Genomic DNA, 24,256 nt, shown 5'->3' with positions numbered 1-24,256 from the left:
ATTAACGTCCCGGTTCCAGTTCGTGGGACAAGTTTAGCCGATCACATCCGTTGCCGCCGAGCTTTGTTTCGGGATACAGCGGTGGCGCTATTCGAACAGATCTGCGTGGGTTCCCGTCCTGACGAACACCACCATCTCCATCCCTTTGTGATTCACCAGACGGTAAAGCAATAAGTGTCAAGCCCACGTGGCATTCCCGCAGCCCCTGCATATCACCGGACAAGGGGTACTCCTTCAGTTCGGGCGGTAGCGGCGTTCGCCCTTCGATCAGCTGCATCATGACCGCCTTGAGACGGTTCATGTTGTAACGGCCTGAGCGACTCAGGCGCTGCCAGTCCTTGAGGAAAGCCCGGGTATAGTCACAGGCTCTGGGAGGTTCGGTACGCTTACGGCCGGCCGGTTTCTTCAAGGCTCTGAATCAGCTCGTCACCGGATTGGAAACGGGCCTGTCGTCGGCGGACGATTTCCGCGGCTTCCTCGACAGCTGCCCGGGTTACCGCGTTGGGAACCCGCACTTCGAACGGCAATCGCTTTTCAGCGGCAACCCGCACCAGCAACATCCGCACAGCGTCGGAAACCGAGAGCCCCATTTCTTCCAAAGCTTCGCTGGCCTCCTTTTTCACTCGCTCGTCGATGCGGACATGCACCATCGTCGTAGCCATCAGCACTCACCTGTATCAAATTCATTGAGATACATTATATCTCATCAAGGAACAGAAGCATTCTTGGGAGAACACCGCATCGATTTGCTTCCCAGCACCTTCCGGCCTGCTGTTCCGTTAAAATCATCCCCGTGTTCAAGGAGGACCTGCAATGGCGCAACGTCACATCGGTTTCGTTTCCACCCGCCTGGCCGGCACCGACGGGGTGTCGCTGGAGTCGGCCAAATGGTCCCGGATTCTGGAGCAGGCCGGCCATACCTGTTTCTATCTCGCCGGCGAACTGGACCGCCCGCCGGAGCGCTGTTACGTGGTTCCAGAGGCCCACTTCAAGCATCCCCTGATCCAACGCCTCAACGCCGACCTGTTCGACAACATTTACCGCAGCCCCTCGACCTCGGAAACCGTCTCCGCCCTGCGCCGGCGCCTGAAGCAACAGCTGCGGGACTTCGTGGAACGCTTCCGCATCGAGTTGCTCGTGGTCGAGAACGCTCTGTCGCTTCCGATGAACGTGCCCCTGGGACTGGCCCTGACCGAATTCATCACCGAAACCCGCATCCCCGCCATCGCCCATCATCACGACTTCTACTGGGAACGCAGCCGTTACGCCCTCAACGCCGCCGAGGACTATCTCAAGGCTGCCTTCCCGCCGGCGATGTCATTTCTCCACCACGTGGTCATCAACTCCTACGCCGCCGAGCAGGTGGCGCTGCGCACCGGAATGCGTTCCACCCTGATCCCCAACGTCATGCCGTTCGAGACCCCGCCCCCGCCGCCGGACGAGGTCAGCGCCTCCCTGCGGGCGGAACTGGGGATCGGCGCCGGGGAGGTCCTGCTGCTGCAGCCCACCCGCATCGTGCCGCGCAAGCGCATCGAGCGCGCCATCGAGCTGGCCCGCAAGCTGGAACGGCCGTGCTGCCTGCTCATCACCCATTCCAGCGGCGACGAGGGGGACGCCTACCGCCGGTACCTGGCGGAATACGCTGAGCTGCTGGGGGTGAAGGTACTGTTCGCCGCCGAGCGTTTCAATCACGTGCGCGGCACCACCGCCGACGGCCGCCGCATCTTCTCCCTGGCCGACGCCTACCACGCCGCCGACCTGGTCACCTATCCCTCGACCCTGGAAGGCTTCGGCAACGCCTTCCTGGAGGCGATCTACTACCGCAAGCCCCTGTTCATGAGCCGTTACGAGATCTTCAAGATCGACATCCAGCCCAAGGGCTTCCAGGTATTGGCCTTCGACGATTTCATCGACGACCGCACGGTGGCGGCGGTACGGGAACTCCTCGACCACCCGGAGCAGGTACAGGCGATGGTGGAAACCAATTACGAACTGGGGCGGCGCCATTTTTCCTTCGAAGTGCTGCGCCGACGCCTGTGCCCGCTGGTGACCCAAAGCTGCGAAGCGGGCAGCTGCCAGCTATGAGGCTGCCGCGCACCGTTATCGTTCTCGGGCTGGTGTCGTTCCTCAACGATGCCGCCAGCGAAATGATCACGCCGCTGCTGCCGGTGTTTCTGACCGCGGTGCTGGGAAGCGGGGCGGCGGTGGTCGGGCTGGTGGAAGGGGTGGCCGAGGCCAGCGCCAGCTTCCTCAAGATCGTCTCCGGCCGCCTGGCGGACCGCGGCTGGCGGCACAAACGCCTGGTGCTGGGCGGTTATGCCCTCTCCAATCTGTGCCGCCCCCTCATCGGCCTGGCGACCGCCTGGCCGTGGGTGCTGGGGCTGCGCTTTCTCGACCGCATCGGCAAGGGACTGCGCACCGCCCCCCGCGACGCCCTCATCGCCGCCGCCACCCCCGAGCCGCTGCGCGGCCGGGCCTTCGGCTTCCACCGTGCTCTGGACAACGCCGGTGCGGTGGCCGGCCCGCTGCTGGCCTTCGCCCTGTTGCGGCAGGACGTACCGATGACCCAGGTGTTCCTGTGGTCGGCGCTGCCGGGAGCGCTGGTGCTGGCGCTGCTGGCCTTCGGCCTGAAGGAACCGGCCCGTCCGGCGGTGGCGCCCAAACCGCCGCCTTTGCGCTGGCGCGCCCTTGACCCGCATCTTCAAGGGCTGATCCTGGCCGGGGGCGCCCTCGCCCTGGCGGCGGCGCCGGAAGTGTTCGTGGTGCTGTGGGCCACCGGACGGGGCCTGGAGATCGCCTGGGTGCCGCTGCTGTGGGCGGCGGCCAGCGCCATCAAGACCCCGCTGGCGCTGCTGGGCGGAGAGGCGTCGGACCGACTCGGCCGCCGGGCCGTGCTGCTGGGAGGCTGGGGCGTGCGGGTGGCGATGCTGGTGGCCCTCGCCCTGGCCCGTGACGGCGTCTGGCTGACCTGGACCCTGTTCCTGGGCTATGCCGGCGCTCTGGCCTTGACCGAGGGCCCGGAACGGGCCCTGATCGGCGATCACGCCCCGCCCGCCCGCCGGGCCACCGCTTACGGCCTGTTCCACATGGTGGTGGGACTGGCTGCCCTGCCCGGCGGGCTGCTGTTCGGTACCCTGTGGCAGTGGTGGGGATCGACCGTCGCCTTCCTGTGCTCGGCGGCGGTCACCGCGCTGGCCGCCGCCATCCTGGCCTGGCTGACCCGGCGTCAGCCCATTTTCAGGCCCGCCAGCCCCGGGAACAGCTGAACCAGGCCGTCGGCGATGATCTGCACCGAGATCGCCGCCAAAATCATTCCGGCGATTCGGATCAGGACGTTGGCGCCCGTCTCTCCCAGCCAGTCGACGACCGGCTCGGCCTTGCGCAACAACCACCACAGTATCCCCATGACCACACCGGCCACCAGGGTCAGGCCGATCCTGCCGCCGATGCCACCGGCCTGGTCCGCCAGCAGGACCGCCATGCTCAGCACGCCGGGCCCCACCATCAACGGCATCGCCAGCGGTACGATGGCGATGCTTTCCCGTCCGGCCGCTTCTTCGGTTTCCGCCGGGGTGCGCTCCAGGGCGCTGGGTCTGGCCTGCAGCATCGCCATCGCCATCGCCATCACCAGCATCATCAGGCCGCCGCCGACGGCGAAGGCGCCGATACTGATACCCAGCAGGCTCAGCAGCAGTTCACCGAACCAGATCGCCGCCAGCAGGAAGACGGTGGCGGCGGTCACCGCCTTGTGGACGATGGCCCGGCGTTCCTCCGCAGGACGATCGGCGGTCAGGGTCAGAAAGTAGATCGTGCTGTCGATGGGATTGACCACCACCAGCAGACTGATCAGCGCCTTGAACAGAAACAGCATCTTTGAACAGAAACAGCATCTTTCACGCCTCCGGGGGGTTATCGTTATATCCGTCTGTCGATGATGGTGACCTCGACCTGTTGTAAGAGTTCGAGCAGCCGTTCCGGGTCGAACAGCTCGGTGCCCGGCTGCATCACCGTGCCGGCGCTGCAGGCCACCGCCAGGCGCAGGATCTCGGCCGCCTCCATTTCCCGGGCGAAACCGGCCACCAGGGCCGCGACCATTGAATCCCCGGCCCCGACGGTGGAGCGGACCGGCACCCGGGGCGGACGGGCGCGCCACAGCCGGTGGCCGTCGAAGAGCACGGCTCCCTCGCCCCCTAGGGAGACGCACCAGTAGTCGATGCCGTATTCCTCCAGCTGCGGCAGCACGCCCGCCACCGCGTCGGCGTCTGGCAGCGGCCGTCCCACCAGCTGTTCCAGCTCGTAGCGGTTGGGTTTGACCAGGAAAGGACGCGCCTGGACCCCGAGGCGCAGCAGCTCGCCGTGGGCGTCCAGCACCGGCCACCCTCCCTGGGCACGGATGCGACCTACCAGTTGGGCATAGACGTCCGGCCCCACTCCCGGCGGCACCGAGCCGGTTACGACCCCGTAGCCTTCCGCCACGTAACCCACGAAGGTATCGAGCAGGTCGTCGAGCCGCTCCGTCCCCAGGTGCGGACCGATGCCGCTGACCTCGTACTGGCTGCCGCTGGCCTGCTCCAACAGGGTGCAGTTGATGCGGGTTTCACCGGCGATGCGAATGTAGGCGGGATCGTCGAGATGGCGCTGCAGCAGGCGTTCGAGAAACAGCCCCGTCTCCCCGGCGAGGACGCAGAAGGTCCGCGCCGGCACCTGCAGCCGTTTCAGGGCCCGGCTGACGTTGATGCCGTTGCCGCCGGGATCGTAGCGGGTGGCGGCGGCGTGGACCTTGCGGTCGGGGAGCAGACGATCGATGTCATAGGTGACGTCGATGGCGGGATTCAAGGTCAGGGTTGCAATCGGCATGGCAGGACGACTCCCATTTCTCAATCGCAATCACTATACCCACCGCCCGCGCCATAGACAAAACGGACTTGCAGCGGCGGCGGCGATCCACTACGGTTGCACGAAAAAACCCTCGGGGCATGCCGTGACGCCGTTGAATCTGCTGCTGATGCTGCTGTTGCGCCGGCGCCGCATTCCTGGGCGCCCGCCTCGGCGCTCACCTGACCACACGCATCGACAAACACCGCATCCAGCCGCTGTTCGGCGCCTTTCTGCTGGGGCTGGCGGGGCTGATGCTGCTGAGGATCGCCCTAGCCTGAAGGTGTACCGACAGCTTCTCACCGTCATCGTCCTGCTGCCGGGATCCCTCTCGGCGACCGAGCCGATCCTGCCCTTACCGCCCGCGCCCGCACCAACACCCTCCGCCCGCCTCGGCGAGCGTCTGTTCCACGATCCCCGCCTGAGCGGCAGCGGCCGCATCCGCTGCGCCGACTGTCACCGTCTCGAGGCCGGCGGCGACGACGACAGCCCCCTGCCGGCCATCCGCAGCGGTCCCTATCCCCACAATACGCTGACGGTGTTCAACGCCGTCTTCAACTACCGGCTGCACTGGTACGGCGACCTCGCCACCCTGAAGCAGCAGGCGGAGACGGCGCTGCAGCGCGACATGCGGGTGGACTGGAACCGGTCCCTGGCGCGCCTCAAGGCCGACGACGGTTACCGCCGCGATTTTGCGGCCCTTTACGGCGACATCGACGCGGAGGCGGTGATCGACGCCCTGGTGGCCTTTGAGCGCACCCTGGTAACCCCGGATGCGCCCTTCGACCGCTTTCTGCGCGGCGACGAATCCGCCCTGACGCCGGCGCAGAAACGAGGTTACCGCCTGTTCAAGCGTTACGGCTGCAGCGCCTGTCACCAGGGGGTCAACGTCGGCGGCAACCTGCTGCAGAAGCTGGGTATCTTCGGGCGCTATCCGAGCGCCGATCCGGGCCGCATCGCCGTCACCGGCCGGGAGGAGTACCGCGACGTGTTCCGGGTTCCGAGCCTGCGCAACGTGGCGCTCACCGCCCCCTACTTCCACGACGGAGGGGTACAGACCCTGGAAAAGGCCGTCACCCTGATGGCCGAACTGCAGCTCGGCACCCGCCCGCCGCCCCGGGACGTGAAGGCCATCGTCGCCTTCCTGAAGAGCCTGACCGGCCGCTACCTGCGTCCGAAACCGCCATGACCCCGATTCGCGGGGCCCTGATTCTGGCGGCGGTCCTGGCGGTGCTGACCGGCCTGTACCGCTACGCCGATATCGAAGCGACCGGCGCCGCCCGCTTTGCCAGTGCCCTGACCGCCCTGCGCCTGCACGACGCCGAACTCAACCGCGATCTGCTGCGGCTGCACGCCGGCGACCTGCTCCATTACGACAGCGTCAACGCAGCGGTGGAGGCCATCGAAAAAGACCTGCGCAGCCTGAGCGATCACGCCGGGCCGCTCCGGCCCCAGGTCGCCGCCCTGGCGCGCCTGGCCCGGCACAAGGCGATCCTGCTGGAGCGCTTCAAGTCCGCCCACGCCTTGGTGCGCAACTCCCTGGCCTATTTTCTCCACCTGCAGGAAACGCTGAGCGCTGACCATCCGGCAGTGCCGTCCCTGGGTGCGGCGATGTTGCGCTTTGTCCGCCGCCCGGCGCAGAAAAACCGGCGGACGCTCGAAGAACTGCTGGCCCGACTGCCGGCCCGGGAACCTTTCACGCCGCTGCGCAACCACACTCGCCTGTTGCTGCGGCTGCTGCCGAAGCAACAACGGCTGCTGGGGGAACTGCTGAACACACCTCTGGGCGCCACCGCCACCCGCCTGGCCGTGGTCCACGAGGCCGCTCTGGCGCGGCTGCAACGGCGCGCCGACGGCTTCCGTCTCGCTCTCTATATGGCCGCCGCGGTCTTCTTCGTCCAGCTGACCTTGGCCCTGATCCGCCTGCAGCGGGCCAACCGCCGGCTGCGACAGGAAATGCGGCAGCGCCTGGAGGCCGAACGCCAGCTGCTTCAGGCCCAGAAAATGGAGGCCCTGGGCAGCTTCGCCAGCGGCATCGCCCACGACTTCAACAACCTGCTCGCCGGGGTGCGCGGTTACCTGGTACTGGCCCGGGAACAGCTCGCCGCAGGGGAGCGGCCGGAAGGCGCCCTCGAGCGCATCGACACCATCGTCGGCCGGGGCCAGGAGATGATCCAGCGCCTGCTCCAGTTCGCCCGCCCCCGCAGTGACCGAAGCGTGCAATTCGACCCGTCCCAGGTGGTGGAGGAAGCCCTCGGCTTCGTCCGCCCGACCCTGCCGAAGGCCGTGTCCCTGAGATTCGCCAACCGCCTGCCGGAAGATCGCCGTGTCCGCGGCCGCCCCGGCGAATGGCAGCAGGTGGTCGTCAACCTGGTGCGCAACGCCGCCGACGCGGTCGGCAACCAAGGCCACATCGAGGTCCTTCTCGACGAGGCGGAGAACGGGGTGAGACTCCGCGTCCGCGACGACGGCGGCGGCATCGAGCCGGAGCGCCTGGCGACCCTGTTCGATCCCTTCGCCAGCGGCAAACCGGTGGGGCTGGGCACCGGTCTGGGGCTGACCATCGTCCGGCGCATCGTCGAGGGCCATGGCGGCCGCATCGAAGTGGACAGTCAGCCGGGCCAGGGTACCTGCTTTACCGTTAACTTTCCCGGAACTCCGTTACAACGGTAACCAACCCGGGATTTTTTGAAATCCCCCGGTAACCGCGCGGGTTTAGAATGGCACCTGTGTCCAATCTGAAACACAGGAGTAGCGCCATGACTTGGCAAAAACCCACCTACCGCGATCTTCGCCTCGGCTTCGAGGTCACCCTTTATATCCACCACCGCTGAGGACGGCCGCCATGAAGCCCCATGTGCTGATCGTGACCCTGGCCGCCCTGAGCCCGGCGCTCCCCGCCGGCGAGGTCCGGCTGCCGGACCCCAAGACCCTGCTCGGCCTGCCGCCGGTGCCGGTCCCCAAGGACAACCCCCTGACCCTGGACAAGGCGCGGCTGGGTCGGAAGCTGTTCGAGGACAAGCGTTTCAGCGCCGACGGCACCGTCAGCTGCGCCCATTGCCACAAGCCGGAGCTGGCGTTCCAGGACGGCCTGCCGGTGTCGGAGGGCATCCGGGGACAGAAGGGCACCCGCAACGCCCCCACGGTCATCAACGCCGCCTATTACACCCGGCAGTTCTGGGACGGGCGCCGCCCCAGCCTGGAGGCGCAGGCCAAGGATCCCTTCGTCAACCCCATCGAGCACGGCCTGAAGAGCCACGATCCCATCGTCGAAATCGTGCGCGGCGATCCCGACTACCGGAACCGGTTCCGCCAGGCTTTCGGGCTGACGCCGGACCAGATCACCATCGACCACGTGGTCCAGGCCATCGCCAGCTTCGAGCGCACCGTGGTGGCCGGGGACAGCCCTTTCGACCGCTATCTCTACGGCGGCGACAAGAACGCCCTGTCGGAGGCGGCGATCCGCGGCCTGGCGGTGTTCCGTGGCAAGGGGCGCTGCGTCAGCTGTCACGTGATCGAAGAATCCACCGCGCTGTTCACCGACAACCGTTTCCACAACCTCGGGGTCGGCTTCGAACGCATCCAGGCCCGGCTGCCCGAGATCATCGCCGCCTTCCGCAAGGCCAAGGCCGAAGGCAGGCCGGTGGACGAGGCGGTATTGACCCAGGCGGAATTGTCGGAGCTGGGGCAGTTCGCGGTCACCGGCGAGACCGAGGACATCGGCAAGTTCAAGACCTCGACCCTGCGCAACATCGCCCTGACCGCCCCTTATATGCACGACGGCAGCCTCAAGACCCTGGAGGAAGTCATCGACTTCTACGACATCAGCGGTTTCGACAATCCCCTGCTCGACGGCGGCATCCGCCCCCTGGGGCTGACGCCGCAGGAGAAGACCGACCTGGTCGAATTCCTCAAATCCCTCACCAGTTCCCGTTTAGCAAGGAGAACGCCATGAAACGCAGAAACTTCATCAAGGGCATGGGACTGGCCGGCCTCAGCGCCACTTTGCCTTTCAGCCTAGTGGAAGTGGCCTGGGGCATGGGCAGCAAACCGCCCGAGCACGAGCCCTTCACCTTCGCCTACATTTCCGACTCCCACCTGACCCACATCAAGGGTACGCAATTTACCCGCAATTTCGACCAAGGACTGCGCAAGGCGGTCATGGAAGTGAACCTGATGGATCCGAAGCCGGATTTCGTCATCTATGGCGGCGATCTGGCCCAGCTGGGCAAGCGTGAGGAGCTGGACCACGGCCTGGAGCTGCTGTCGGCCCTGCGCCCGCCCCTCAAGTGGGTCATCGGCGAGCACGACTTCTACCTGGACATGGGGGAATACTGGCAGGACAAGATCAGCCCCCTGCACTACAGCTTCGACCACAAGGGCGTCCACTTCGTGGTCCTCAACAGCATCCTCACCTACGAGGACTGGATCGCCCAGTGGCCGACGCCCATGGAGCGGATGCTCAACATGGCCCGCCTCGACAATCCCAAGGGCTCCCCCTTCATGGTGGGCGACGAGCAGCTGCGCTGGCTGGCCGAGGATCTGGCCAAATACGACGCCAACGTACCGGTGGTGGTGCTGTCCCACTCGCCTCTGTACAAAATCTTCAAGCCATGGAACTTCTGGACCGACGATGCCGAAAAGGTCCAAAAACAGCTGCAGCGCTTCCACCGGGTCACCGTGCTTCACGGCCACGTCCACCAGGTGCTCTACAACCAGATCGGCAACATCACCTTCTACGCCGTGATGGCCACCGCCTGGCCCTGGCCCTATCCGGTCAGCTACGTGCAGAAACCCAACCGGGTGCCGAAGCTGACGGTGTTCATGAACCGCGCCGATCCCTTCCACCAGCGCGACGGTACCGGCTGGGACATCCTCGACCTCGACAGCGGCGCCGTCACCAACCACTATCAGCTGTGGCTGAACGAGAACCGTACCGTGGCTTTCGACTTCAAGCTCAAGCACCCGGTGGACCTGAAGTATCAGGACCCGGACAAGCGCATTCCACCCCAATTCCATTATTGAGGAGACCGATATGAAACCAGGCATATGGCTTTTGCTGGCGGGATTGGCGGCGACACCCGCCTACAGCGACGAATTCACCGAAGAGGATCTCAAGCGCTGGCAGGCCGAGTACATGAAGGTGATGCAGAAGGGCGAAAAGCTGTTCCACTCGACTCTGGGAACCAACCAGGTTTCCTGTGACCAGTGCCATCCTAACGGCGCCAATACCCACCCGGAGACCTATCCCAAGTTTCAGAAGCAGCTGGGCAAGGTGGCCACCCTGCGGGAGATGATCAACTGGTGCTTGCAGAACCCCCTGGAAGGCAAGCCCCTGCCCCTGGACAGCGACGAGATGATCGCCCTGGAGGCCTATATCGTCTGGGAGCGCCGCGGGGTGCCCCTGGCCCCGGGCAAGCACTAACCGGACCGCTCCACCGCCGCGGCGAAGCGATAGCCTTCGCCGCGTTCGGTGACGATCAGGGCACCGGCCTCCCCGAGCCTGCGACGCAGGCGCAGCACCCGCACGTCGATGGCGCGGTCGAAAATATCCTCGCCATGGGGTTCGCACAACTCCAGCAGCCGGTCACGGCTGAGGGTCCGTCCCGGATGCTGCAGAAAAGCCAGCAGCAGGCGCTGTTCACTGCGGGACAGACGCACTGTCTCGCCACCCGGGCCGACCAGTTCCCGGCTTTCCGGATGCAGCCGGAAACCGGCGAAGCGGTATTCCGCCGCCATCTCCGGAACAGGGCGGCAGCGCCGCAGGACCGCCCGGATCCGTGCCAGCAGCTCCCTTGGGTCGAAGGGCTTGGTCAGATAGTCGTCGGCCCCCAGTTCCAGCCCCACCACCCGGTCGGCGCTGTCCTCCAGCCCCGTCAGCATGATGACCGGCACTTCCCAACGCTGCCGCAACTTCCTCAGCACTTCGAAGCCGTCCTCGTCCGGCAGGCGGATGTCCAGGATCACAAGATCGGCCGGCTGCCGCTCAAGGCGTTCCAAACCGGCCCGTCCCGACGCCACCGACGCCACCAGAAAACCGTACCGGCCCAGATACTCCTGCAGCAGTCTGCGGATGTCCGGGTCGTCATCGATGACAAGAATCCGTTTTTCCATCGTTCTCCAGGCTCGCAATCGTATCATTCTGGCGTATCATCCCTTCCAGCGCCACATGCGAGGAGGATAAAGCCATGCCCTTCGTTCCCGGTCGGATTCAGACAACTCCCCTGCCCCAGCCGCAACTGGAAAACACCGTCAGCCTGGAACAGGCCCTTTTGCAGCGCCGTTCCATCCGCAGTTACCGGCCTGTGCCCGTCCCCCTGGCAGCCCTGGCGCAGCTGCTGTGGGCCGCCCAGGGAGTCAGCAGCCGCGAGGGATTCCGTACCGCCCCCTCCGCCGGCGCCCTCTACCCTCTGGAAGTGCTGCTGGCGGTGAGCCGCTGCGATGAACTGGCGCCGGGGCTGTACCATTACCGTCCCCTGAGCCACGATCTGCTCCTGTGGCGTTCCCAGGATCACCGTCCCGCCATCGCCGCAGCCGCCCTGGACCAGGAATGCGTGTACGAGGCGGCCGCCATCCTGGTCATCACCGCGGTGCCGGAACGGACCGCGGTCAAATACGGCAGCCGGGCCATGCGTTACGTCCATCTGGAAGCCGGACATGCGGCCCAGAACGCCTGCCTCCAGGCCGCCGCCCTGGGGCTTGGGACGGTGACCGTCGGGGCCTTCGACGACACGGCGCTGGCGGAGGCGCTGGCCCTGCCGGAGGCGGTCGAGCCGGTCTATCTGCTGCCAGTCGGCATGCCGGTTTGAAACAGAGTACCCGTTCATTGCGCCAGGCCAAGCCTGGAGAAGGAGGAAGTTATGTAGAAGGAAAGACATCGCTGAAACCTTCAGAGCGACCTGACAGGTGCAAGTCCTGTCCGGCCAAGGCTGGCCACCAGCCGGAACCGAGTGTTGCGTGGTCGAGGAGCGATCCCGACTGCGAAGCGTACACAGGGGGCCTGTAGGCCGCGTGATGGAGCCTCGAAAGTACGGAATGCGGAGCCGACGTTGTTGAACGGACGGAAGGCAACAGGGGTGGTGCTGTACTGGCCTGGCATCATCCCTCCGCCGGGGTCGAAGAGCGGGGCATGCAGGGCAAGGGTCGCCCAGGAACCTGGGAGGGCTCGATCACTCCTTGCGGGAAGAGCGGTGCGGGCGCCGTGTGAGAAAAGGCCCAGGCCCATCGGAGCGGTGTCCGGCCGATGGGAGCGAACGGGACACGAAGCAGGGTACCGGCGCGCGAAGGCGACGAAGCGCGCTGGGAAGGTGATCGAGCAATCGGAGCCTGCCGATAGTACCTGGGAAGTCGGGGAACCTGCCCCAAGGGACCCGATGGAGGGAAGCGGCAGGTCGGACGATGGGGCTTTCGGAGGGGCAGATGGCCGGGACATCGAGCCAGGAAAACATCTCAACACGACAACGGAAGCTAGTGGAACTGGCCCGGATCGAACCGAAGCTGGAACTGACCACGATTGCCCACCACATCGACGTGGTGTGGCTGGAAGAAGCCTGGCGGCGCACCCGCAAGGACGGGGCCGCCGGGGTGGACGGCGTGACTGCATCCCAATACGCAGCCGACTTAGAGGAGAACCTGACGCGCCTGCTGGAACGGTTCAAGACCGGCCGGTATCGGGCGCCTGCGGTACGGCGCGTCCACCTGCCCAAGCCGGGAACGGGAAAGACCCGCCCGATCGGCATTCCCACGCTGGAAGACAAGGTGCTGCAACGGGCGGTGCTGATGGCGCTGGAACCCATCTTCGAGCAGGACTTTCTCGACTGCGCCTACGGGTTCCGGCCCGGACGCAGTGCCCACCAGGCCCTGGAGAGGCTATGGGGCGGGCTGATGGCCATGGGCGGTGGCTGGGTCATCGACCTGGACATCCAAAACTTCTTCGACGATGTGGACCGGGACCGGCTGCGGAACTTTCTGGGGCAGAGGGTGCGCGACGGCGTGATCTGCCGCGTGATCGGTAAATGGCTGAATGCCGGTGTCATGGAAGGCGGACAGCTTCACTACCCCGAACAAGGGACACCGCAAGGTGGGGTGATCTCCCCACTGCTGGCCAACCTCTACCTGCATCACGTGCTCGACCTGTGGTTCGAGCAGACGGTCAAACCGCGACTGCAAGGCAGCGCCTTCGAAGTCCGGTTCGCCGACGATGCGGTCCTGGTGTTCAAACGGGAAGAAGACGCCCGGCGGGTATTGGCCGTTCTGGGCAAGCGCCTGGCCAAATACGGCCTGCGCCTGCACCCGGACAAAACCCGCCTGCTCGACTTCAGAAAACCCGGACGGAAAGGCCAGAGCTTCCAATACCTGGGATTCACCCACTACTGGGGACGCTCAAGGAAAGGGCGTTGGGTCGTCAAACGCAAGACCGCCCAAGCCCGGCTCAGCCGCTCCCTGCAGGCGATCAACCACTGGTGCCGGATGCACCGCCACTGGCCGGTTGCAGACCAACAAGCGGCCCTGAGCCGCAAACTCAAGGGGCATTATGCCTACTATGGGATCGTCGGCAACAGCCAATCGCTGGCCCGCTTCCTGTACGAGGTCAGACGGCGCTGGTACAAATGGTTGTCCCGCCGCAACCGGGAACGGATGAACTGGGACCATTTTGGGCGGCTGTACAAACGATACCCACTCCCCCCACCGCGCGTGGTTCACGGAATTGCCCGTTGCGTAGCGACGCCATAGTCCGAGGAGCCGGATGCCTTAATCGGGCACGTCCGGATCTGTGGGAACCGCGGGTGAGCAATCGCCCGCGGTCACCCGGCCGGTCTTGCCAAGTGCCTGAAGAACCAAGAGAATACGGGCCATGGAAAGACTTGATCTGGACCTGAGCCGCCCACCTCCCTTGCCCGGGACGGTGGAGGAATGCCACCGGGTGATCGAAGCGCTTTGGCGGGCGCTGGGAGAATTTCAGCAGATCCAGGCGCGAGTGGAAGAACTGGAGGAACAGTTGGCCTTGGGGTCCGACAATTCCTCCCAACCACCTTCCCAGGACAGCCCGAAGAAGCGCGCCGAGCGCAAGGGCAAGCGACCGACGGGACGCAAGAAAGGGGCGCAGGTGGGACATCCCAGGCACGAGCGGGCTCTGGTTCCGGCAGAAGCAGTGGACGAGGTCCGGCATTACTTTCCCCATGGCCGCTGCGAGTGCGGTGGGTCGGTGGCGGTGCGGGGATTCCGTCCCCATCAGGTGTTCGACCTGCCCGAGATTCGTTACCGGGTGGTCGAACACCGGGTGTATGAAGGCCGCTGTGGGTGTTGTGGTGAGAAGCACCAGGGGCGGCTACCGGATGAGGTGCCCCGCGGCCAGATGGGACCTGGGCTGGTGGCGTGGATTGGCTTGATGACGGGGCGCTATCACCTGTCGCTGCGGGAAGTCGAAGCGCTGCTGGAAGAACAATGGGGTCTGAGATTCAGCCTGGGGGCGATCAGCCAGAGCCAGATCCCGCTGCAGGCGTGGCTGGGTCCGGTCTACAACCAGATTGGCGAAGCGGTCAGAAAAGCGCTGATCGCCCATGCCGACGAGACCCGCCACTACCGGGGCCGCAGCATCTATTGGCTGTGGGCGCTGACGACCGATCAGATGGCGTATTTCCTGACCCATTATTCCCGCGGCAAGGGTGCGGCCGGTGAGCTGTTGGGGGATTTCCAGGGAATCCTGGTGACCGACCGCCACGGGGCCTACAACGACCATCCCCAGGACTCACACCAATACTGCTGGGCGCATCTCATCCGCAACCTGGAACGGATCGCCGGGCGCAAGGGACAGGCCGGCGAAGATGGCGAACGCCTGCTCCGGGCCGCCCGCCTGACGGTTCACTACGGCAAGCTCTGGCAACAGAGCCATTACCCATCCGACCGCTACCGAAGGCGATTGGAACGCCTCAAAGCCCTCTTCCGGCGCGAACTGGAACAGGCCGCCCAAAGACATGGCGACAACAAAACCGGTCGCAGCTGCCGCAAGTTGTTGGACGATTTTCCCAGGTTCTGGACCTTCCTGGACCATCCCGGCGTACCGATGACCAACAACACGGCAGAGCGTGCCCTACGCCCCTATGTCATCTGGCGCAAGACCCGTTTCTTCAGCCAGTCGCATCGCGGTGACTGCTTCCGACCCATGATCCTGTCGCTGGTCGAAACCTGCAAGCGCCTCAAGATCGGCGTCTATCAGACCCTGCGGACCATCTGCGCCCAGGGCATGGCAGAGGGCGAGGTCACCTTCCGCCTGCCCCTGCCGGAACCTCAACCACTTCCAGTGGCAAGCCCGGCCGGGTGACCGCGGGCGATTGCTCACCCGCGGTTCCCACAGATCCGGACGTGCCCGATTAAGGCATCCGGCTCCTCGGACTATGGCGTCGCTACGCAACGGGCAATTCCGTGAACCACGCGCGGTGGGGGGAGTGGGTATCGTTTGTACAGCCGCCCAAAATGGTCCCAGTTCATCCGTTCCCGGTTGCGGCGGGACAACCATTTGTACCAGCGCCGTCTGACCTCGTACAGGAAGCGGGCCAGCGATTGGCTGTTGCCGACGATCCCATAGTAGGCATAATGCCCCTTGAGTTTGCGGCTCAGGGCCGCTTGTTGGTCTGCAACCGGCCAGTGGCGGTGCATCCGGCACCAGTGGTTGATCGCCTGCAGGGAGCGGCTGAGCCGGGCTTGGGCGGTCTTGCGTTTGACGACCCAACGCCCTTTCCTTGAGCGTCCCCAGTAGTGGGTGAATCCCAGGTATTGGAAGCTCTGGCCTTTCCGTCCGGGTTTTCTGAAGTCGAGCAGGCGGGTTTTGTCCGGGTGCAGGCGCAGGCCGTATTTGGCCAGGCGCTTGCCCGGAACGGCCAATACCCGCCGGGCGTCTTCTTCCCGTTCGAACACCAGGACCGCATCGTCGGCGAACCGGACTTCGAAGGCGCTGCCTTGCAGTCGCGGTTTGACCGTCTGCTCGAACCACAGGTCGAGCACGTGATGCAGGTAGAGGTTGGCCAGCAGTGGGGAGATCACCCCACCTTGCGGTGTCCCTTGTTCGGGGTAGTGAAGCTGTCCGCCTTCCATGACACCGGCATTCAGCCATTTACCGATCACGCGGCAGATCACGCCGTCGCGCACCCTCTGCCCCAGAAAGTTCCGCAGCCGGTCCCGGTCCACGTCGTCGAAGAAGTTTTGGATGTCCAGGTCGATGACCCAGCCACCGCCCATGGCCATCAGCCCGCCCCATAGCCTCTCCAGGGCCTGGTGGGCACTGCGTCCGGGCCGGAACCCGTAGGCGCAGTCGAGAAAGTCCTGCTCGAAGATGGGTTCCAGCGCCATCAGCACCGCCCGTTGCAGCACCTTGTCTTCCAGCGTGGGAATGCCGATCGGGCGGGTCTTTCCCGTTCCCGGCTTGGGCAGGTGGACGCGCCGTACCGCAGGCGCCCGATACCGGCCGGTCTTGAACCGTTCCAGCAGGCGCGTCAGGTTCTCCTCTAAGTCGGCTGCGTATTGGGATGCAGTCACGCCGTCCACCCCGGCGGCCCCGTCCTTGCGGGTGCGCCGCCAGGCTTCTTCCAGCCACACCACGTCGATGTGGTGGGCAATCGTGGTCAGTTCCAGCTTCGGTTCGATCCGGGCCAGTTCCGCTAGCTTCCGTTGTCGTGTTGAGATGTTCTCCTGGCTCGATGTCCCGGCCATCTGTCCCTCCGAAAGCCCCATCGTCCGACCTGCCGCTTCCCTCCATCGGGTCCCTTGGGGCAGGTTCCCCGACTTCCCAGGTACTATCGGCAGGCTCCGATTGCTCGATCACCTTCCCAGCGCGCTTCGTCGCCTTCGCGCGCCGGTACCCTGCTTCGTGTCCCGTTCGCTCCCATCGGCCGGACACCGCTCCGATGGGCCTGGGCCTTTTCTCACACGGCGCCCGCACCGCTCTTCCCGCAAGGAGTGATCGAGCCCTCCCAGGTTCCTGGGCGACCCTTGCCCTGCATGCCCCGCTCTTCGACCCCGGCGGAGGGATGATGCCAGGCCAGTACAGCACCACCCCTGTTGCCTTCCGTCCGTTCAACAACGTCGGCTCCGCATTCCGTACTTTCGAGGCTCCATCACGCGGCCTACAGGCCCCCTGTGTACGCTTCGCAGTCGGGATCGCTCCTCGACCACGCAACACTCGGTTCCGGCTGGTGGCCAGCCTTGGCCGGACAGGACTTGCACCTGTCAGGTCGCTCTGAAGGTTTCAGCGATGTCTTTCCTTCTACATAACTTCCTCCTTCTCCAGGCTTGGCCTGGCGCAATGAACGGTAACGAAACAGACAAGCTCAATTATGATGCCTTCGCCCGAGTGACGGCAGGCCTGATTCACTTGGCCAAAGCATTGGCCAGACGGTAAACTTGCAGGATTTTTCGTTCACTCAAAAGGATCTTCCGTGTCCGCCTGGTCTTCCGCTCTCGCCTTCGCCCTCGTCGCCTTTCTTGGGGCGCTCGGGGCCGGTCTGGCCCCCCGCTATCTGCCCGCTTTCAAGGCCGGTCACTGGCCGGCGACCACAGCCATCGCCGCAGGTCTCCTGCTGGCCTCGGCGATGGTGATCGTGATTCCGGAGGGCTTCGAAATGCTGTTCATGCTGCACCCGCCCGACACCGTCCCCCATTCGGACACCTTCTTGACCCTGCCCCCGGCGCTGGCTTCCGGCCTGGCGCTTCTTAGCGGCTTTCTGCTGATGCTGGGGCTGGAATCCTGGGGGATCGGACATGAGATCGAAAAACCCGCCGATCCCACCCCGCTCCTGTCCCTGGGGTTGGCGCTGCACGCCCTGACCGACGGCCTGGCCATCGGCGCCAGCATCGCCACCGGTCTGATGGCGGTCAGCATACCGATCCTGACAGCGGTGATGGTCCACAAACTGCCGGTGGCATTCGGCCTGGGCGCGTTTCTGTGGCGCAAAGGAACCCCTGCCTCCAATCCCTGGCGTCAGCTGCTGCGCTTCAGCCTGGCCACGCCTGCCGGGCTGCTGATTACCTTCCTGTTCCTGCGCCGACTGTCCCACGACTGGATCGGCCTACTGCTTTTGTTCTCCGGCGGCACCTTCCTGTACGTGGCGGCGGTGGACGTACTCAGCCACATCCGCCAGGACCAGCCGCCGCCGGTACTGTTCCGCCGCATCCTCATCGGCGTGATCATCCTGGTGACTCTCCTGATCCTGTTCCACAATCTCGGCTTCGAAGAATCGCATCTTTGACATGCCCGCTTTCGATCCCATCTGGCTGATCCCCCTCGCCGCCGGCCTATTGCTTGGCGCCCTGCTCACCGCCCTGCTGCAGCAGCGGCACCTAAGCCGCCGGGAACAGGACCTGGCCTTAAGCGACCAGCGCAACCGGCAGCTGATGGCCGAACTCGAATCCCTCCGCAGCCGCCTCGGAGAGCTGGAAGACGAGCGCGAGCGCCTTATGACCCGCAACACCGAGCTTGAGACCCGGCTGGAGGACCAGCGCCGCCATCACGAGGAAAAGCTGGCGGAATTGCAGCAGGCCCGCACCCAGCTCAAGGCCGAGTTCGAGGCCCTGGCCGCCCGCATCCTGGAGGAAAAGGGCCGCCAGTTCAGCGAGCAGAGCCGCCACAGCCTCGACCAGATTATGGCCCCGATGCGAGAGCAGCTCCAGGAATTCCGCCGGCGTATCGACGCTATCCACAGCGAGGAACAGAAACAGCACGGTTCGCTGCTGCAGGAGCTCAGGCGCCTCCAGGAGGCCAATCAGAAACTCGACGAGGAGGCCCAGCGCCTGGCACGGGCCCTCAAGGGCGACAGCAAGGCCCAGGGCACCTGGGGGGAGATCGTGCTGGAGACGGTGCTGGAGCGTTCCGGGCTGCGCCAAGGACAGGAGTACGAGGTCCAGGGCAGCTTCCGCGATCCCGACGGCAAACTGCTGCGCCCGGACGTCATCGTCCATCTGCCGGAGGGCAAGGACATCGTCATCGACTCCAAAGTCTCCCTCAGCGCCTGGCAGGAATACGTCAACGCCGACGGGGACAGCGACCGCCAGACCGCCCTCAAGCGCCACCTGGCGTCCATCCGCCGCCACATCGACCAGCTCAGCACCAAGAACTACGAGGATCTTCCCGGCCTCAACTGCCTCGACTTCGTGCTGATGTTCATGCCCATCGAGGCCGCCTTCAGCGCCGCCTTCCAGGCCGACCCGGAATTGTTCGCCCGCGCCTTCGAAAAGCGCATCATCGTGGTCACCCCCACCACCCTGCTGGCGACCCTGCGCACCGTCGAGAACCTGTGGCGTTTCGAGCGCCAGCAGGAAAACGTCCAGCACATCATCGAACGCGCCGGCAGGCTGTACGACAAGCTGCGCGGCTTTCTCGAAGATTTCGACAAAATCGGCCAGCAGCTGCAGACCACCCAAAACACCTACAACCAAGCCCGCAACAAGCTCACCGACGGCCGCGGCAACCTGATCCGCCAGGCGGAGATGCTGGTCGATCTCGGAGTGCCGGTGAAAAAGCGGCTGCCCGATCTGCAACCCCCGAAGGCGGACTGAGGTGCGGCGTTACCTGGCGCTTTTGCTCCTGCTTGCGCTTGCCGGATCCGGCTGGGGGGCGTCCCAGGCGCCGGACGCGGCCCAGATAGAGGCGCTGCGCCAGACCATCGAATCCTCCACCCTGGAGGAAAAGGACCGCAAACAGGCCCTGGAATGGCTGGGCCAGGCCCTGCAGTGGTTGCAGCAGGCCCAGGCGACCGAGGCGAAACAGCGGCGCCTGCAGGAGACCGTACGCCAGGCCCCCCGACGGCTGCGGGAAATCGGAACGCTGCTGGAACGCCCGGAGAGGCTGGCCCGCAGCTGGCCGCCCCTGCGTTTGGAGCGTCCTCTCGAGCAACTGGAAGTGCAGCTGGCCGAAGAGGAGGCGGCCCGCAACAAGACCACCACCGCGCTTCAGACCAAAGAACAGGAACTGGCGCAGCTAGTGGAATTTGCCGCCCAGGGCAGCAAACGTATCGCCGCACTGGAACAGCAGCTGGCCGAAGTGGCCCGTGAACTGGAAAACTTGCCCGAAAACCCGGCCGACCCGCTGCAGCGCGCCCGCCGCCTGTCCCTGGAGGCCCGGCGGCACTGGCTGGAGGCGCAGCTGGCGCTTCTGCGTCTCCAGCAAAGCCATCTGGACCTGCTGACCAAGCTGACCCGGGCCGAACGGGACCTGTTGCGTCTCGAAGCCGCCGAGCACCGCAGCCGCAGCGAACGCCTGCGTCAGGCCGTGGCGCTGGCCCGCGAACACAAGGTTCTCAGCGCCAGCAGCACCACGGAACTGGCGCTGCGCACCGCCGCCCCCGAGGTGCAACCGCTGTACGAGGAGAACCTGGAGCTGTGGCAGGAACTGGAGCATCTGCTAGCGGAAGGCAAGCACCTCAAGCACCGCATCGACGCGCTCCAGAACCGGCTTACCGCCCTGCAGCGTGACTTCGAGCGCATCCGCCAGGCGGTGGAACTGACCGGCACCGATGAGGCCATCGCCGCGATGCTGTCCCAGCGCCTCCGCTCCCTGCCCAATCTCGACAGCTTCCGCCGTGAGGGGGCCATCCGCCGCACCCGCCTGAAGCAGGCCGTGGTGCGGCGTTTCGAGATCGAGGAAGCCCTGCGGCAGCTGGAGGATATCGATGCGCTCATCGAAGCCAGCCTGGCGCAACTGCCACCCGACCTGCCGCCGGGGCGGCGGGCGATCCTCCGCCTGCAGCTGCGCGAGGCCCTGGAGAACCGCCGCGAAGCCCTGCAGACGTTGCAACAGGAATACACCCGCTATCTGAGCAGCCTGTCGAAACTGGATGCCCTGGAGCATCAGTTCTACGAACAGGTTCAGGCGTATCGCCGTTTCCTGCAGCGCCAGCTGCTGTGGATCCCCTACCGCCGCCTGCGATTCGACCGGGAAACCCTCCTCGGGCCACTGAAGTACGCCCTGGAACCTTCCCTCATCCAGGACCGGCTCCGGCAGCTGGCCGTCCTGGCGCGCCGTGATCCCGGCCCACCGGCGGCCCTTTCCCTGGCCCTGCTGGTGCTTCTTTTTCTGCAGCGCCGGGCCGCCCGGGACCTGACCGCTCTCGGGCAGGCGACCCGCAGCATCCGCAGCGACCGCTTCAGCAACACCCTCCGCGCCCTGATCGACACCCTGATCCTGGCCGCACCGCTGCCCCTGCTGCTGTTCGGCGCGGGATTGTGGCTCCGGCGCCATTCCCTGACCGAGCCCGAACTGACCCCCCTGGCCGCCGGACTGCTGCTCGCCGGCCGGCCGGCCGCAGCGTTCGGAATCCTCCGCCAGCTCTGCCGTCCCGAAGGTCTGGCCCAACGTCATCTGCGCTGGCTGCAGGTGACCCGGGAAAGCCTGTGGTTCCATCTGCGCTGGTTCCTGCCCTGGGCGGTCCTGTGCGCCTTCACCGTCGGCATCACCGGAAGCCCGAGCCTGACACCGGCTTCCCTGGGTCTGGGACGGCTGAGCTTCGCACTGTTCATGCTCACGAGCACCGTGCTGATCTGGAAACTGTGGCACCGCCACAGCCCGATCCTCAACCAGCTGGAAGCCTCGCGGCCGAGTTGGGTCGTCCGCTATCACGGCCTGTGGTTCTATCCGGCCCTGGCAGTCCCCCTGGAACTGGCCGCCGCCGCCCTGGCCGGCTATTACTACGCCGCCTTCTACCTGGCGGAGAAGGCCTTCCGCACCCTGTGGTTCTTCCTCGCCCTGATGCTGGTCAAGGATCTGCTGCTGCGCTGGCTCTACGTCACCGAAAGGCACCTGCGCTACCAGGAGATCCTGCGCCGGCGCGAGGAACTGCGACGCCAGCGCGCCGAGGAGGCGGCCGCCACCGAACTGCCGCCGGTGGAGGAGCCTGAAGTGGACTTCGGCCGGCTGAGCGAGCAGACCCGCCGCCTGTTCCGGATCGGGTTTTTCATCGCGGGTGTCGCCGGCCTGTGGTGGATCTGGCAGGATGCCATCCCGGCCCTCAACCTGCTTAAGGAGATCACGCTTCCCATCACCACCCGGCGCCTGGTCGGCGGAGTCCCCAAGGAGGTCCCCCTGACCCTGGCGGACGTCACCAGCGGCATCCTGCTTGGCATCCTGACCATGCTCGCCGCCCGCAACCTGCCAGGGCTGCTGGAGTTCGCCGTCCTGCGCCATCTGCCCCTGAGCCAGGGGGGGCGCTATGCCTGGAGCGCTCTGACCCAGTACCTCATCACCGCCGTCGGCATCTATCTCATCTGCGGCGCTCTCGGCATCCAGTGGTCGGAGATCCAGTGGCTGGTGGCGGCCATGTCGGTGGGCCTGGGCTTCGGGCTTCAGGAAGTGGTGGCCAATTTCGTCAGCGGCCTGATCCTGCTGTTCGAGCGCCCCATCCGGGTCGGGGACGTGGTCACCATCGGCGATACCACCGGCACCGTCTCCAGGATCCGCATCCGCGCCACCACCATCCTCAACTGGGACCGCCAGGAGCTGGTCATCCCCAACAAGAACTTCATCACCGGCGAGTTCATCAACTGGACCCTGACCGATACCATCAACCGCATCGTCATCCAGATCGGGGTGGCCTACGGCTGTAACGTGGAAAAGGCGATGGCGATCGTGCGGGAAACCGCCAGGGCCCATCCGGAAGTGCTCGACGATCCCGCGCCCCTGATCACCTTCGAAAGCTTCGGCGACAATTCGCTGCTTATCATCCTGCGGGCCTATCTCGGCACCCTCGACAACCGCCTTTCCACCATCACCGACCTGCACCGGCAGATTTATCAGCGTCTGAACGAGGCCGGCATCGAGATCGCATTCCCGCAGCGCGACGTGCACCTGGACAGCAAGGGGCCGCTTGAGGTGGTGGTGCGCCGGGATCAGCGGACTTCCAGTTCCTGAAGGCGCATCTTCGGCACCGCCCCCTCGGCGATGCTGCCGGCCGTGACCGCGTCGAAACAGAAACACAGCGCTTCCGGTTCCACGCAGGAAAGCGCACCCACCCGTTCCACCCGGGAGAAGCCCTGACGCTCGGCCTCAGCCTCGTAGCGGTTGCGCAGAGCCGGAATACCGCCGTTGATGGCGCAGGCGCCGATGGTCACCAGAAGCCTGCACATTTTCACCAACACGCATTCAGCCCTCCCCCCGCCTGCGTTTTTCCAGCTCCTCGCGGGCCTTGCGCGCCAGTTCCATGTAGCGCTGGCGCAGCAGCAGCAGTTCCTCCTCCTCCATCTCCTCCAGATCGAGCAGCATGTTCTCGGCGGTGTCGACTGACCGGATCAGCTCGTCGAGCTTGATCTGGATCGCGTCGGTGTCGCGGTTCTGGGTGTGCTGGATGATGAACACCATCAGGAACGTGACGATGGTGGTGGCGGTGTTGATGATGAGCTGCCAGGTGTCGCTGAAGCCGAAGAACGGCCCGCTCAGCATCCAGACGAGAATGACGAAGATGGCCAGGTTGAAGGCGAGAGGCCGGCCGGCCAGGCGCGAGGCGAAACGGGCGAAACGGTCGAAGCGGGCGTTCCACGCGCGGACGTCGATGCTCCACTGATCGAGCAGGCGTTCCAGAGCGTGAGTCGGACTGTGTTGCGGTGCCGGCATAGCATCTCCTCCTCAGGATTTTTGATCGGGTTTTATGCGGACACCATAGCCGATTTGCCTCGTTCGGCTCAAGCGGCTGCCTCCTGAAAATTCCGCCCGCTCTCCAGGGTCAGATCGGTCAGAACCAGGAATCGGCGAACCGGGACAGGGGGCGCCAGTCAGCCTTCGCCATGACCGTTCCTGAGCCAGATGAGCAGATCCTGGAAGAACCGCTCCAGGGCCTGCCCGGCGGCGATCGCGGCCCCCTCGGCGGTCGGCCGGGCCGGCTGGCGGTAGCGGAACAGGCGGGAGCCGAGAATCCTTCCACTTCGCTCCGTCTGCCAGACAACCCGCAGCGCCAGATGCACCTGGCTGCGGCCATCGGCGGTAAAAACCTGTTCCAGCCGCAACAGGGTGATGCTCAGGCGCTGGTCCGCATCTGCCGGGGTGCCGGGACGCACCACCGCGCGGTAGGGCAGATGCGGCGCCAGGGTTTCCATGACCGCGCGGTCGATCAGCTCGGCGGGCGGGGCCAGCCAGCGGTGGCGGGCGTAGTGAGACACTTCCGGTCCCCCGCGGCGGTAGAGGATTTCGACGCCCTGCAGCGGGCCGGCTGCCGTGACCGGATCGAAGCGCAGCACCTTCTCCCCCCCGGCAGGCGGCATCTCCCGCAGCGGCGCTGCCTCCAGGCTCAGAAGGCGCTGAGGCCGGGGAGGCTGCGGCAGCAGTGAGCAGCCCACCAGCAGCATCGCCAGCATGAGCGTCATCAAAAGACGTGTGATTTTTTCCATCGATGACCCTTTGGCTGTA

The 24,256-nt window shown here is 65.4% G+C and carries 23 protein-coding genes; 14 read left to right on the top strand and 9 right to left on the bottom strand.

The genetic code is table 11. From position 1 onward, the window contains the following. Position 1: 1 nt before the first annotated feature. Positions 2 to 409, bottom strand: coding sequence for a type II toxin-antitoxin system RelE/ParE family toxin (locus MCIT9_RS13680; protein WP_422880169.1), 408 nt, complete (start codon positions 407 to 409; stop codon positions 2 to 4). After that, positions 387 to 662, bottom strand: coding sequence for a type II toxin-antitoxin system RelB/DinJ family antitoxin (locus tag MCIT9_RS07035; protein ID WP_317704210.1), 276 nt, complete (start codon positions 660 to 662; stop codon positions 387 to 389). Before MCIT9_RS07035 ends, MCIT9_RS13680 begins: the two co-directional genes overlap by 23 nt. Positions 663 to 813: 151 nt before the next feature. On the opposite strand from MCIT9_RS07035, the gene MCIT9_RS07030 reads away from it, so the two are divergent. After that, positions 814 to 2,085: a glycosyltransferase gene (locus tag MCIT9_RS07030; protein ID WP_317704209.1), complete on the top strand. Its 1,272-nt coding sequence runs from the start codon at positions 814 to 816 to the stop codon at positions 2,083 to 2,085. After that, complete coding sequence (locus tag MCIT9_RS07025) at positions 2,082 to 3,266, top strand: MFS transporter (RefSeq protein WP_317704208.1); 1,185 nt, start codon at positions 2,082 to 2,084, stop codon at positions 3,264 to 3,266. The genes MCIT9_RS07030 and MCIT9_RS07025 overlap by 4 nt, the downstream gene beginning before the upstream one ends. On the opposite strand, the gene MCIT9_RS07020 is transcribed toward MCIT9_RS07025, so the two are convergent. Further along, positions 3,227 to 3,871, bottom strand: a complete 645-nt coding sequence (locus MCIT9_RS07020; RefSeq protein WP_317704207.1) for a MarC family protein — start codon at positions 3,869 to 3,871, stop codon at positions 3,227 to 3,229. The genes MCIT9_RS07025 and MCIT9_RS07020 overlap by 40 nt on opposite strands. Before the next feature lie 44 nt (positions 3,872 to 3,915). Continuing rightward, positions 3,916 to 4,857 carry a 1-phosphofructokinase family hexose kinase gene (locus MCIT9_RS07015; protein WP_317704206.1) on the bottom strand — a complete coding sequence of 314 codons (942 nt, stop codon included), beginning with the start codon at positions 4,855 to 4,857 and terminating at the stop codon, positions 3,916 to 3,918. Positions 4,858 to 5,158: 301 nt separating this feature from the next. Here MCIT9_RS07015 and MCIT9_RS07010 point away from each other — a divergent pair, with 301 nt between their 5' ends. Genes MCIT9_RS07010 through MCIT9_RS06990 form a run of 6 tightly spaced genes read left to right on the top strand, consistent with a single transcriptional unit; the run spans position 5,159 to position 10,300 of the window. Next, a complete protein-coding gene (locus tag MCIT9_RS07010) occupies positions 5,159 to 6,064 on the top strand; it encodes a cytochrome-c peroxidase (RefSeq protein WP_317704205.1) in 906 nt (301 codons plus the stop codon). Further along, positions 6,061 to 7,548 (top strand): DAHL domain-containing protein, encoded by a 1,488-nt coding sequence (locus MCIT9_RS07005; protein ID WP_317704204.1) that lies wholly within the window; start codon positions 6,061 to 6,063, stop codon positions 7,546 to 7,548. The genes MCIT9_RS07010 and MCIT9_RS07005 overlap by 4 nt, the downstream gene beginning before the upstream one ends. A 47-nt stretch (positions 7,549 to 7,595) precedes the next feature. After that, complete coding sequence (gene pqqA, locus MCIT9_RS13675; RefSeq protein WP_422880168.1) at positions 7,596 to 7,709, top strand: pyrroloquinoline quinone precursor peptide PqqA; 114 nt, start codon at positions 7,596 to 7,598, stop codon at positions 7,707 to 7,709. A gap of 11 nt (positions 7,710 to 7,720) precedes the next feature. Further along, positions 7,721 to 8,830, top strand: a complete 1,110-nt coding sequence (locus MCIT9_RS07000; protein ID WP_317704203.1) for a cytochrome-c peroxidase — start codon at positions 7,721 to 7,723, stop codon at positions 8,828 to 8,830. Beyond that, positions 8,827 to 9,900, top strand: coding sequence for a metallophosphoesterase family protein (locus MCIT9_RS06995; RefSeq protein WP_317704202.1), 1,074 nt, complete (start codon positions 8,827 to 8,829; stop codon positions 9,898 to 9,900). Before MCIT9_RS07000 ends, MCIT9_RS06995 begins: the two co-directional genes overlap by 4 nt. A gap of 10 nt (positions 9,901 to 9,910) precedes the next feature. After that, a complete protein-coding gene (locus tag MCIT9_RS06990; RefSeq protein WP_317704201.1) occupies positions 9,911 to 10,300 on the top strand; it encodes a cytochrome C in 390 nt (129 codons plus the stop codon). On the opposite strand, the gene MCIT9_RS06985 is transcribed toward MCIT9_RS06990, so the two are convergent. Continuing rightward, positions 10,297 to 10,989, bottom strand: coding sequence for a response regulator transcription factor (locus MCIT9_RS06985; RefSeq protein ID WP_317704200.1), 693 nt, complete (start codon positions 10,987 to 10,989; stop codon positions 10,297 to 10,299). The genes MCIT9_RS06990 and MCIT9_RS06985 overlap by 4 nt on opposite strands. A gap of 74 nt (positions 10,990 to 11,063) precedes the next feature. Here MCIT9_RS06985 and MCIT9_RS06980 point away from each other — a divergent pair, with 74 nt between their 5' ends. The 3 genes from MCIT9_RS06980 to tnpC all read left to right on the top strand — a co-directional run bounded on the left by MCIT9_RS06980 (position 11,064) and on the right by tnpC (position 15,196). Then, complete coding sequence (locus MCIT9_RS06980) at positions 11,064 to 11,684, top strand: SagB/ThcOx family dehydrogenase (RefSeq protein WP_317704199.1); 621 nt, start codon at positions 11,064 to 11,066, stop codon at positions 11,682 to 11,684. A gap of 589 nt (positions 11,685 to 12,273) precedes the next feature. Further along, a complete protein-coding gene (gene ltrA / locus MCIT9_RS06975; RefSeq protein WP_317704198.1) occupies positions 12,274 to 13,608 on the top strand; it encodes a group II intron reverse transcriptase/maturase in 1,335 nt (444 codons plus the stop codon). A 121-nt stretch (positions 13,609 to 13,729) separates the two neighbouring features. Beyond that, positions 13,730 to 15,196, top strand: coding sequence for an IS66 family transposase (gene tnpC / locus MCIT9_RS06970; RefSeq protein WP_317704197.1), 1,467 nt, complete (start codon positions 13,730 to 13,732; stop codon positions 15,194 to 15,196). Positions 15,197 to 15,267: 71 nt separating this feature from the next. Here the strand turns inward: tnpC and ltrA (MCIT9_RS06965) are convergent, their stop codons facing one another. After that, positions 15,268 to 16,602, bottom strand: a complete 1,335-nt coding sequence (gene ltrA, locus MCIT9_RS06965) for a group II intron reverse transcriptase/maturase (protein WP_317704196.1) — start codon at positions 16,600 to 16,602, stop codon at positions 15,268 to 15,270. Between the two features lie 704 nt (positions 16,603 to 17,306). On the opposite strand from ltrA (MCIT9_RS06965), the gene MCIT9_RS06960 reads away from it, so the two are divergent. Genes MCIT9_RS06960 through MCIT9_RS06950 form a run of 3 tightly spaced genes read left to right on the top strand, consistent with a single transcriptional unit; the run spans position 17,307 to position 22,768 of the window. After that, positions 17,307 to 18,116, top strand: coding sequence for a ZIP family metal transporter (locus MCIT9_RS06960; protein WP_317704195.1), 810 nt, complete (start codon positions 17,307 to 17,309; stop codon positions 18,114 to 18,116). A gap of 1 nt (position 18,117) precedes the next feature. Beyond that, the gene (locus tag MCIT9_RS06955; RefSeq protein WP_317704194.1) at positions 18,118 to 19,422 is read left to right on the top strand and encodes a DNA recombination protein RmuC; all 1,305 of its coding nucleotides are present in this window, start codon (positions 18,118 to 18,120) and stop codon (positions 19,420 to 19,422) included. Position 19,423: 1 nt separating this feature from the next. After that, positions 19,424 to 22,768, top strand: coding sequence for a mechanosensitive ion channel domain-containing protein (locus tag MCIT9_RS06950; protein ID WP_317704193.1), 3,345 nt, complete (start codon positions 19,424 to 19,426; stop codon positions 22,766 to 22,768). Here MCIT9_RS06950 and MCIT9_RS06945 read toward each other — a convergent pair. The 3 genes from MCIT9_RS06945 to MCIT9_RS06935 all read right to left on the bottom strand — a co-directional run bounded on the left by MCIT9_RS06945 (position 22,747) and on the right by MCIT9_RS06935 (position 24,237). Then, on the bottom strand, positions 22,747 to 22,995 hold the full coding sequence (locus tag MCIT9_RS06945) for a hydrogenase/urease maturation nickel metallochaperone HypA (RefSeq protein ID WP_317704192.1): 249 nt from the start codon (positions 22,993 to 22,995) through the stop codon (positions 22,747 to 22,749). The two genes, MCIT9_RS06950 and MCIT9_RS06945, sit on opposite strands and share 22 nt — an antisense overlap. A gap of 4 nt (positions 22,996 to 22,999) precedes the next feature. Then, on the bottom strand, positions 23,000 to 23,467 hold the full coding sequence (locus MCIT9_RS06940; protein ID WP_317704191.1) for a low affinity iron permease family protein: 468 nt from the start codon (positions 23,465 to 23,467) through the stop codon (positions 23,000 to 23,002). 158 nt (positions 23,468 to 23,625) lie between these two features. Then, positions 23,626 to 24,237, bottom strand: a complete 612-nt coding sequence (locus tag MCIT9_RS06935; RefSeq protein WP_317704190.1) for an ABC-type transport auxiliary lipoprotein family protein — start codon at positions 24,235 to 24,237, stop codon at positions 23,626 to 23,628. Positions 24,238 to 24,256: the final 19 nt, after the last annotated feature.

Source organism: Methylomarinovum caldicuralii (assembly GCF_033126985.1).
Classification (GTDB): domain Bacteria; phylum Pseudomonadota; class Gammaproteobacteria; order Methylococcales; family Methylothermaceae; genus Methylohalobius; species Methylohalobius caldicuralii.
This window is presented reverse-complemented; position numbering and strand designations above follow the sequence as displayed.

Bases quoted from the DNA above. Each gene is read 5' to 3' on its own strand.
- MCIT9_RS07035 (WP_317704210.1), bottom strand. From the start codon at position 662: ATGGCTACGACGATGGTGCATGTCCGCATCGACGAGCGAGTGAAAAAG.
- MCIT9_RS07030 (WP_317704209.1), top strand. From the start codon at position 814: ATGGCGCAACGTCACATCGGTTTCGTTTCCACCCGCCTGGCCGGCACC.
- MCIT9_RS07025 (WP_317704208.1), top strand. From the start codon at position 2,082: ATGAGGCTGCCGCGCACCGTTATCGTTCTCGGGCTGGTGTCGTTCCTC.
- MCIT9_RS07020 (WP_317704207.1), bottom strand. From the start codon at position 3,871: ATGCTGTTTCTGTTCAAGGCGCTGATCAGTCTGCTGGTGGTGGTCAAT.
- MCIT9_RS07015 (WP_317704206.1), bottom strand. From the start codon at position 4,857: ATGCCGATTGCAACCCTGACCTTGAATCCCGCCATCGACGTCACCTAT.
- MCIT9_RS07005 (WP_317704204.1), top strand. From the start codon at position 6,061: ATGACCCCGATTCGCGGGGCCCTGATTCTGGCGGCGGTCCTGGCGGTG.
- pqqA (WP_422880168.1), top strand. From the start codon at position 7,596: ATGGCACCTGTGTCCAATCTGAAACACAGGAGTAGCGCCATGACTTGG.
- MCIT9_RS07000 (WP_317704203.1), top strand. From the start codon at position 7,721: ATGAAGCCCCATGTGCTGATCGTGACCCTGGCCGCCCTGAGCCCGGCG.
- MCIT9_RS06995 (WP_317704202.1), top strand. From the start codon at position 8,827: ATGAAACGCAGAAACTTCATCAAGGGCATGGGACTGGCCGGCCTCAGC.
- MCIT9_RS06990 (WP_317704201.1), top strand. From the start codon at position 9,911: ATGAAACCAGGCATATGGCTTTTGCTGGCGGGATTGGCGGCGACACCC.
- MCIT9_RS06985 (WP_317704200.1), bottom strand. From the start codon at position 10,989: ATGGAAAAACGGATTCTTGTCATCGATGACGACCCGGACATCCGCAGA.
- MCIT9_RS06980 (WP_317704199.1), top strand. From the start codon at position 11,064: ATGCCCTTCGTTCCCGGTCGGATTCAGACAACTCCCCTGCCCCAGCCG.
- ltrA (WP_317704198.1), top strand. From the start codon at position 12,274: ATGGGGCTTTCGGAGGGGCAGATGGCCGGGACATCGAGCCAGGAAAAC.
- tnpC (WP_317704197.1), top strand. From the start codon at position 13,730: ATGGAAAGACTTGATCTGGACCTGAGCCGCCCACCTCCCTTGCCCGGG.
- ltrA (WP_317704196.1), bottom strand. From the start codon at position 16,602: ATGGGGCTTTCGGAGGGACAGATGGCCGGGACATCGAGCCAGGAGAAC.
- MCIT9_RS06955 (WP_317704194.1), top strand. From the start codon at position 18,118: ATGCCCGCTTTCGATCCCATCTGGCTGATCCCCCTCGCCGCCGGCCTA.
- MCIT9_RS06940 (WP_317704191.1), bottom strand. From the start codon at position 23,467: ATGCCGGCACCGCAACACAGTCCGACTCACGCTCTGGAACGCCTGCTC.
- MCIT9_RS06935 (WP_317704190.1), bottom strand. From the start codon at position 24,237: ATGGAAAAAATCACACGTCTTTTGATGACGCTCATGCTGGCGATGCTG.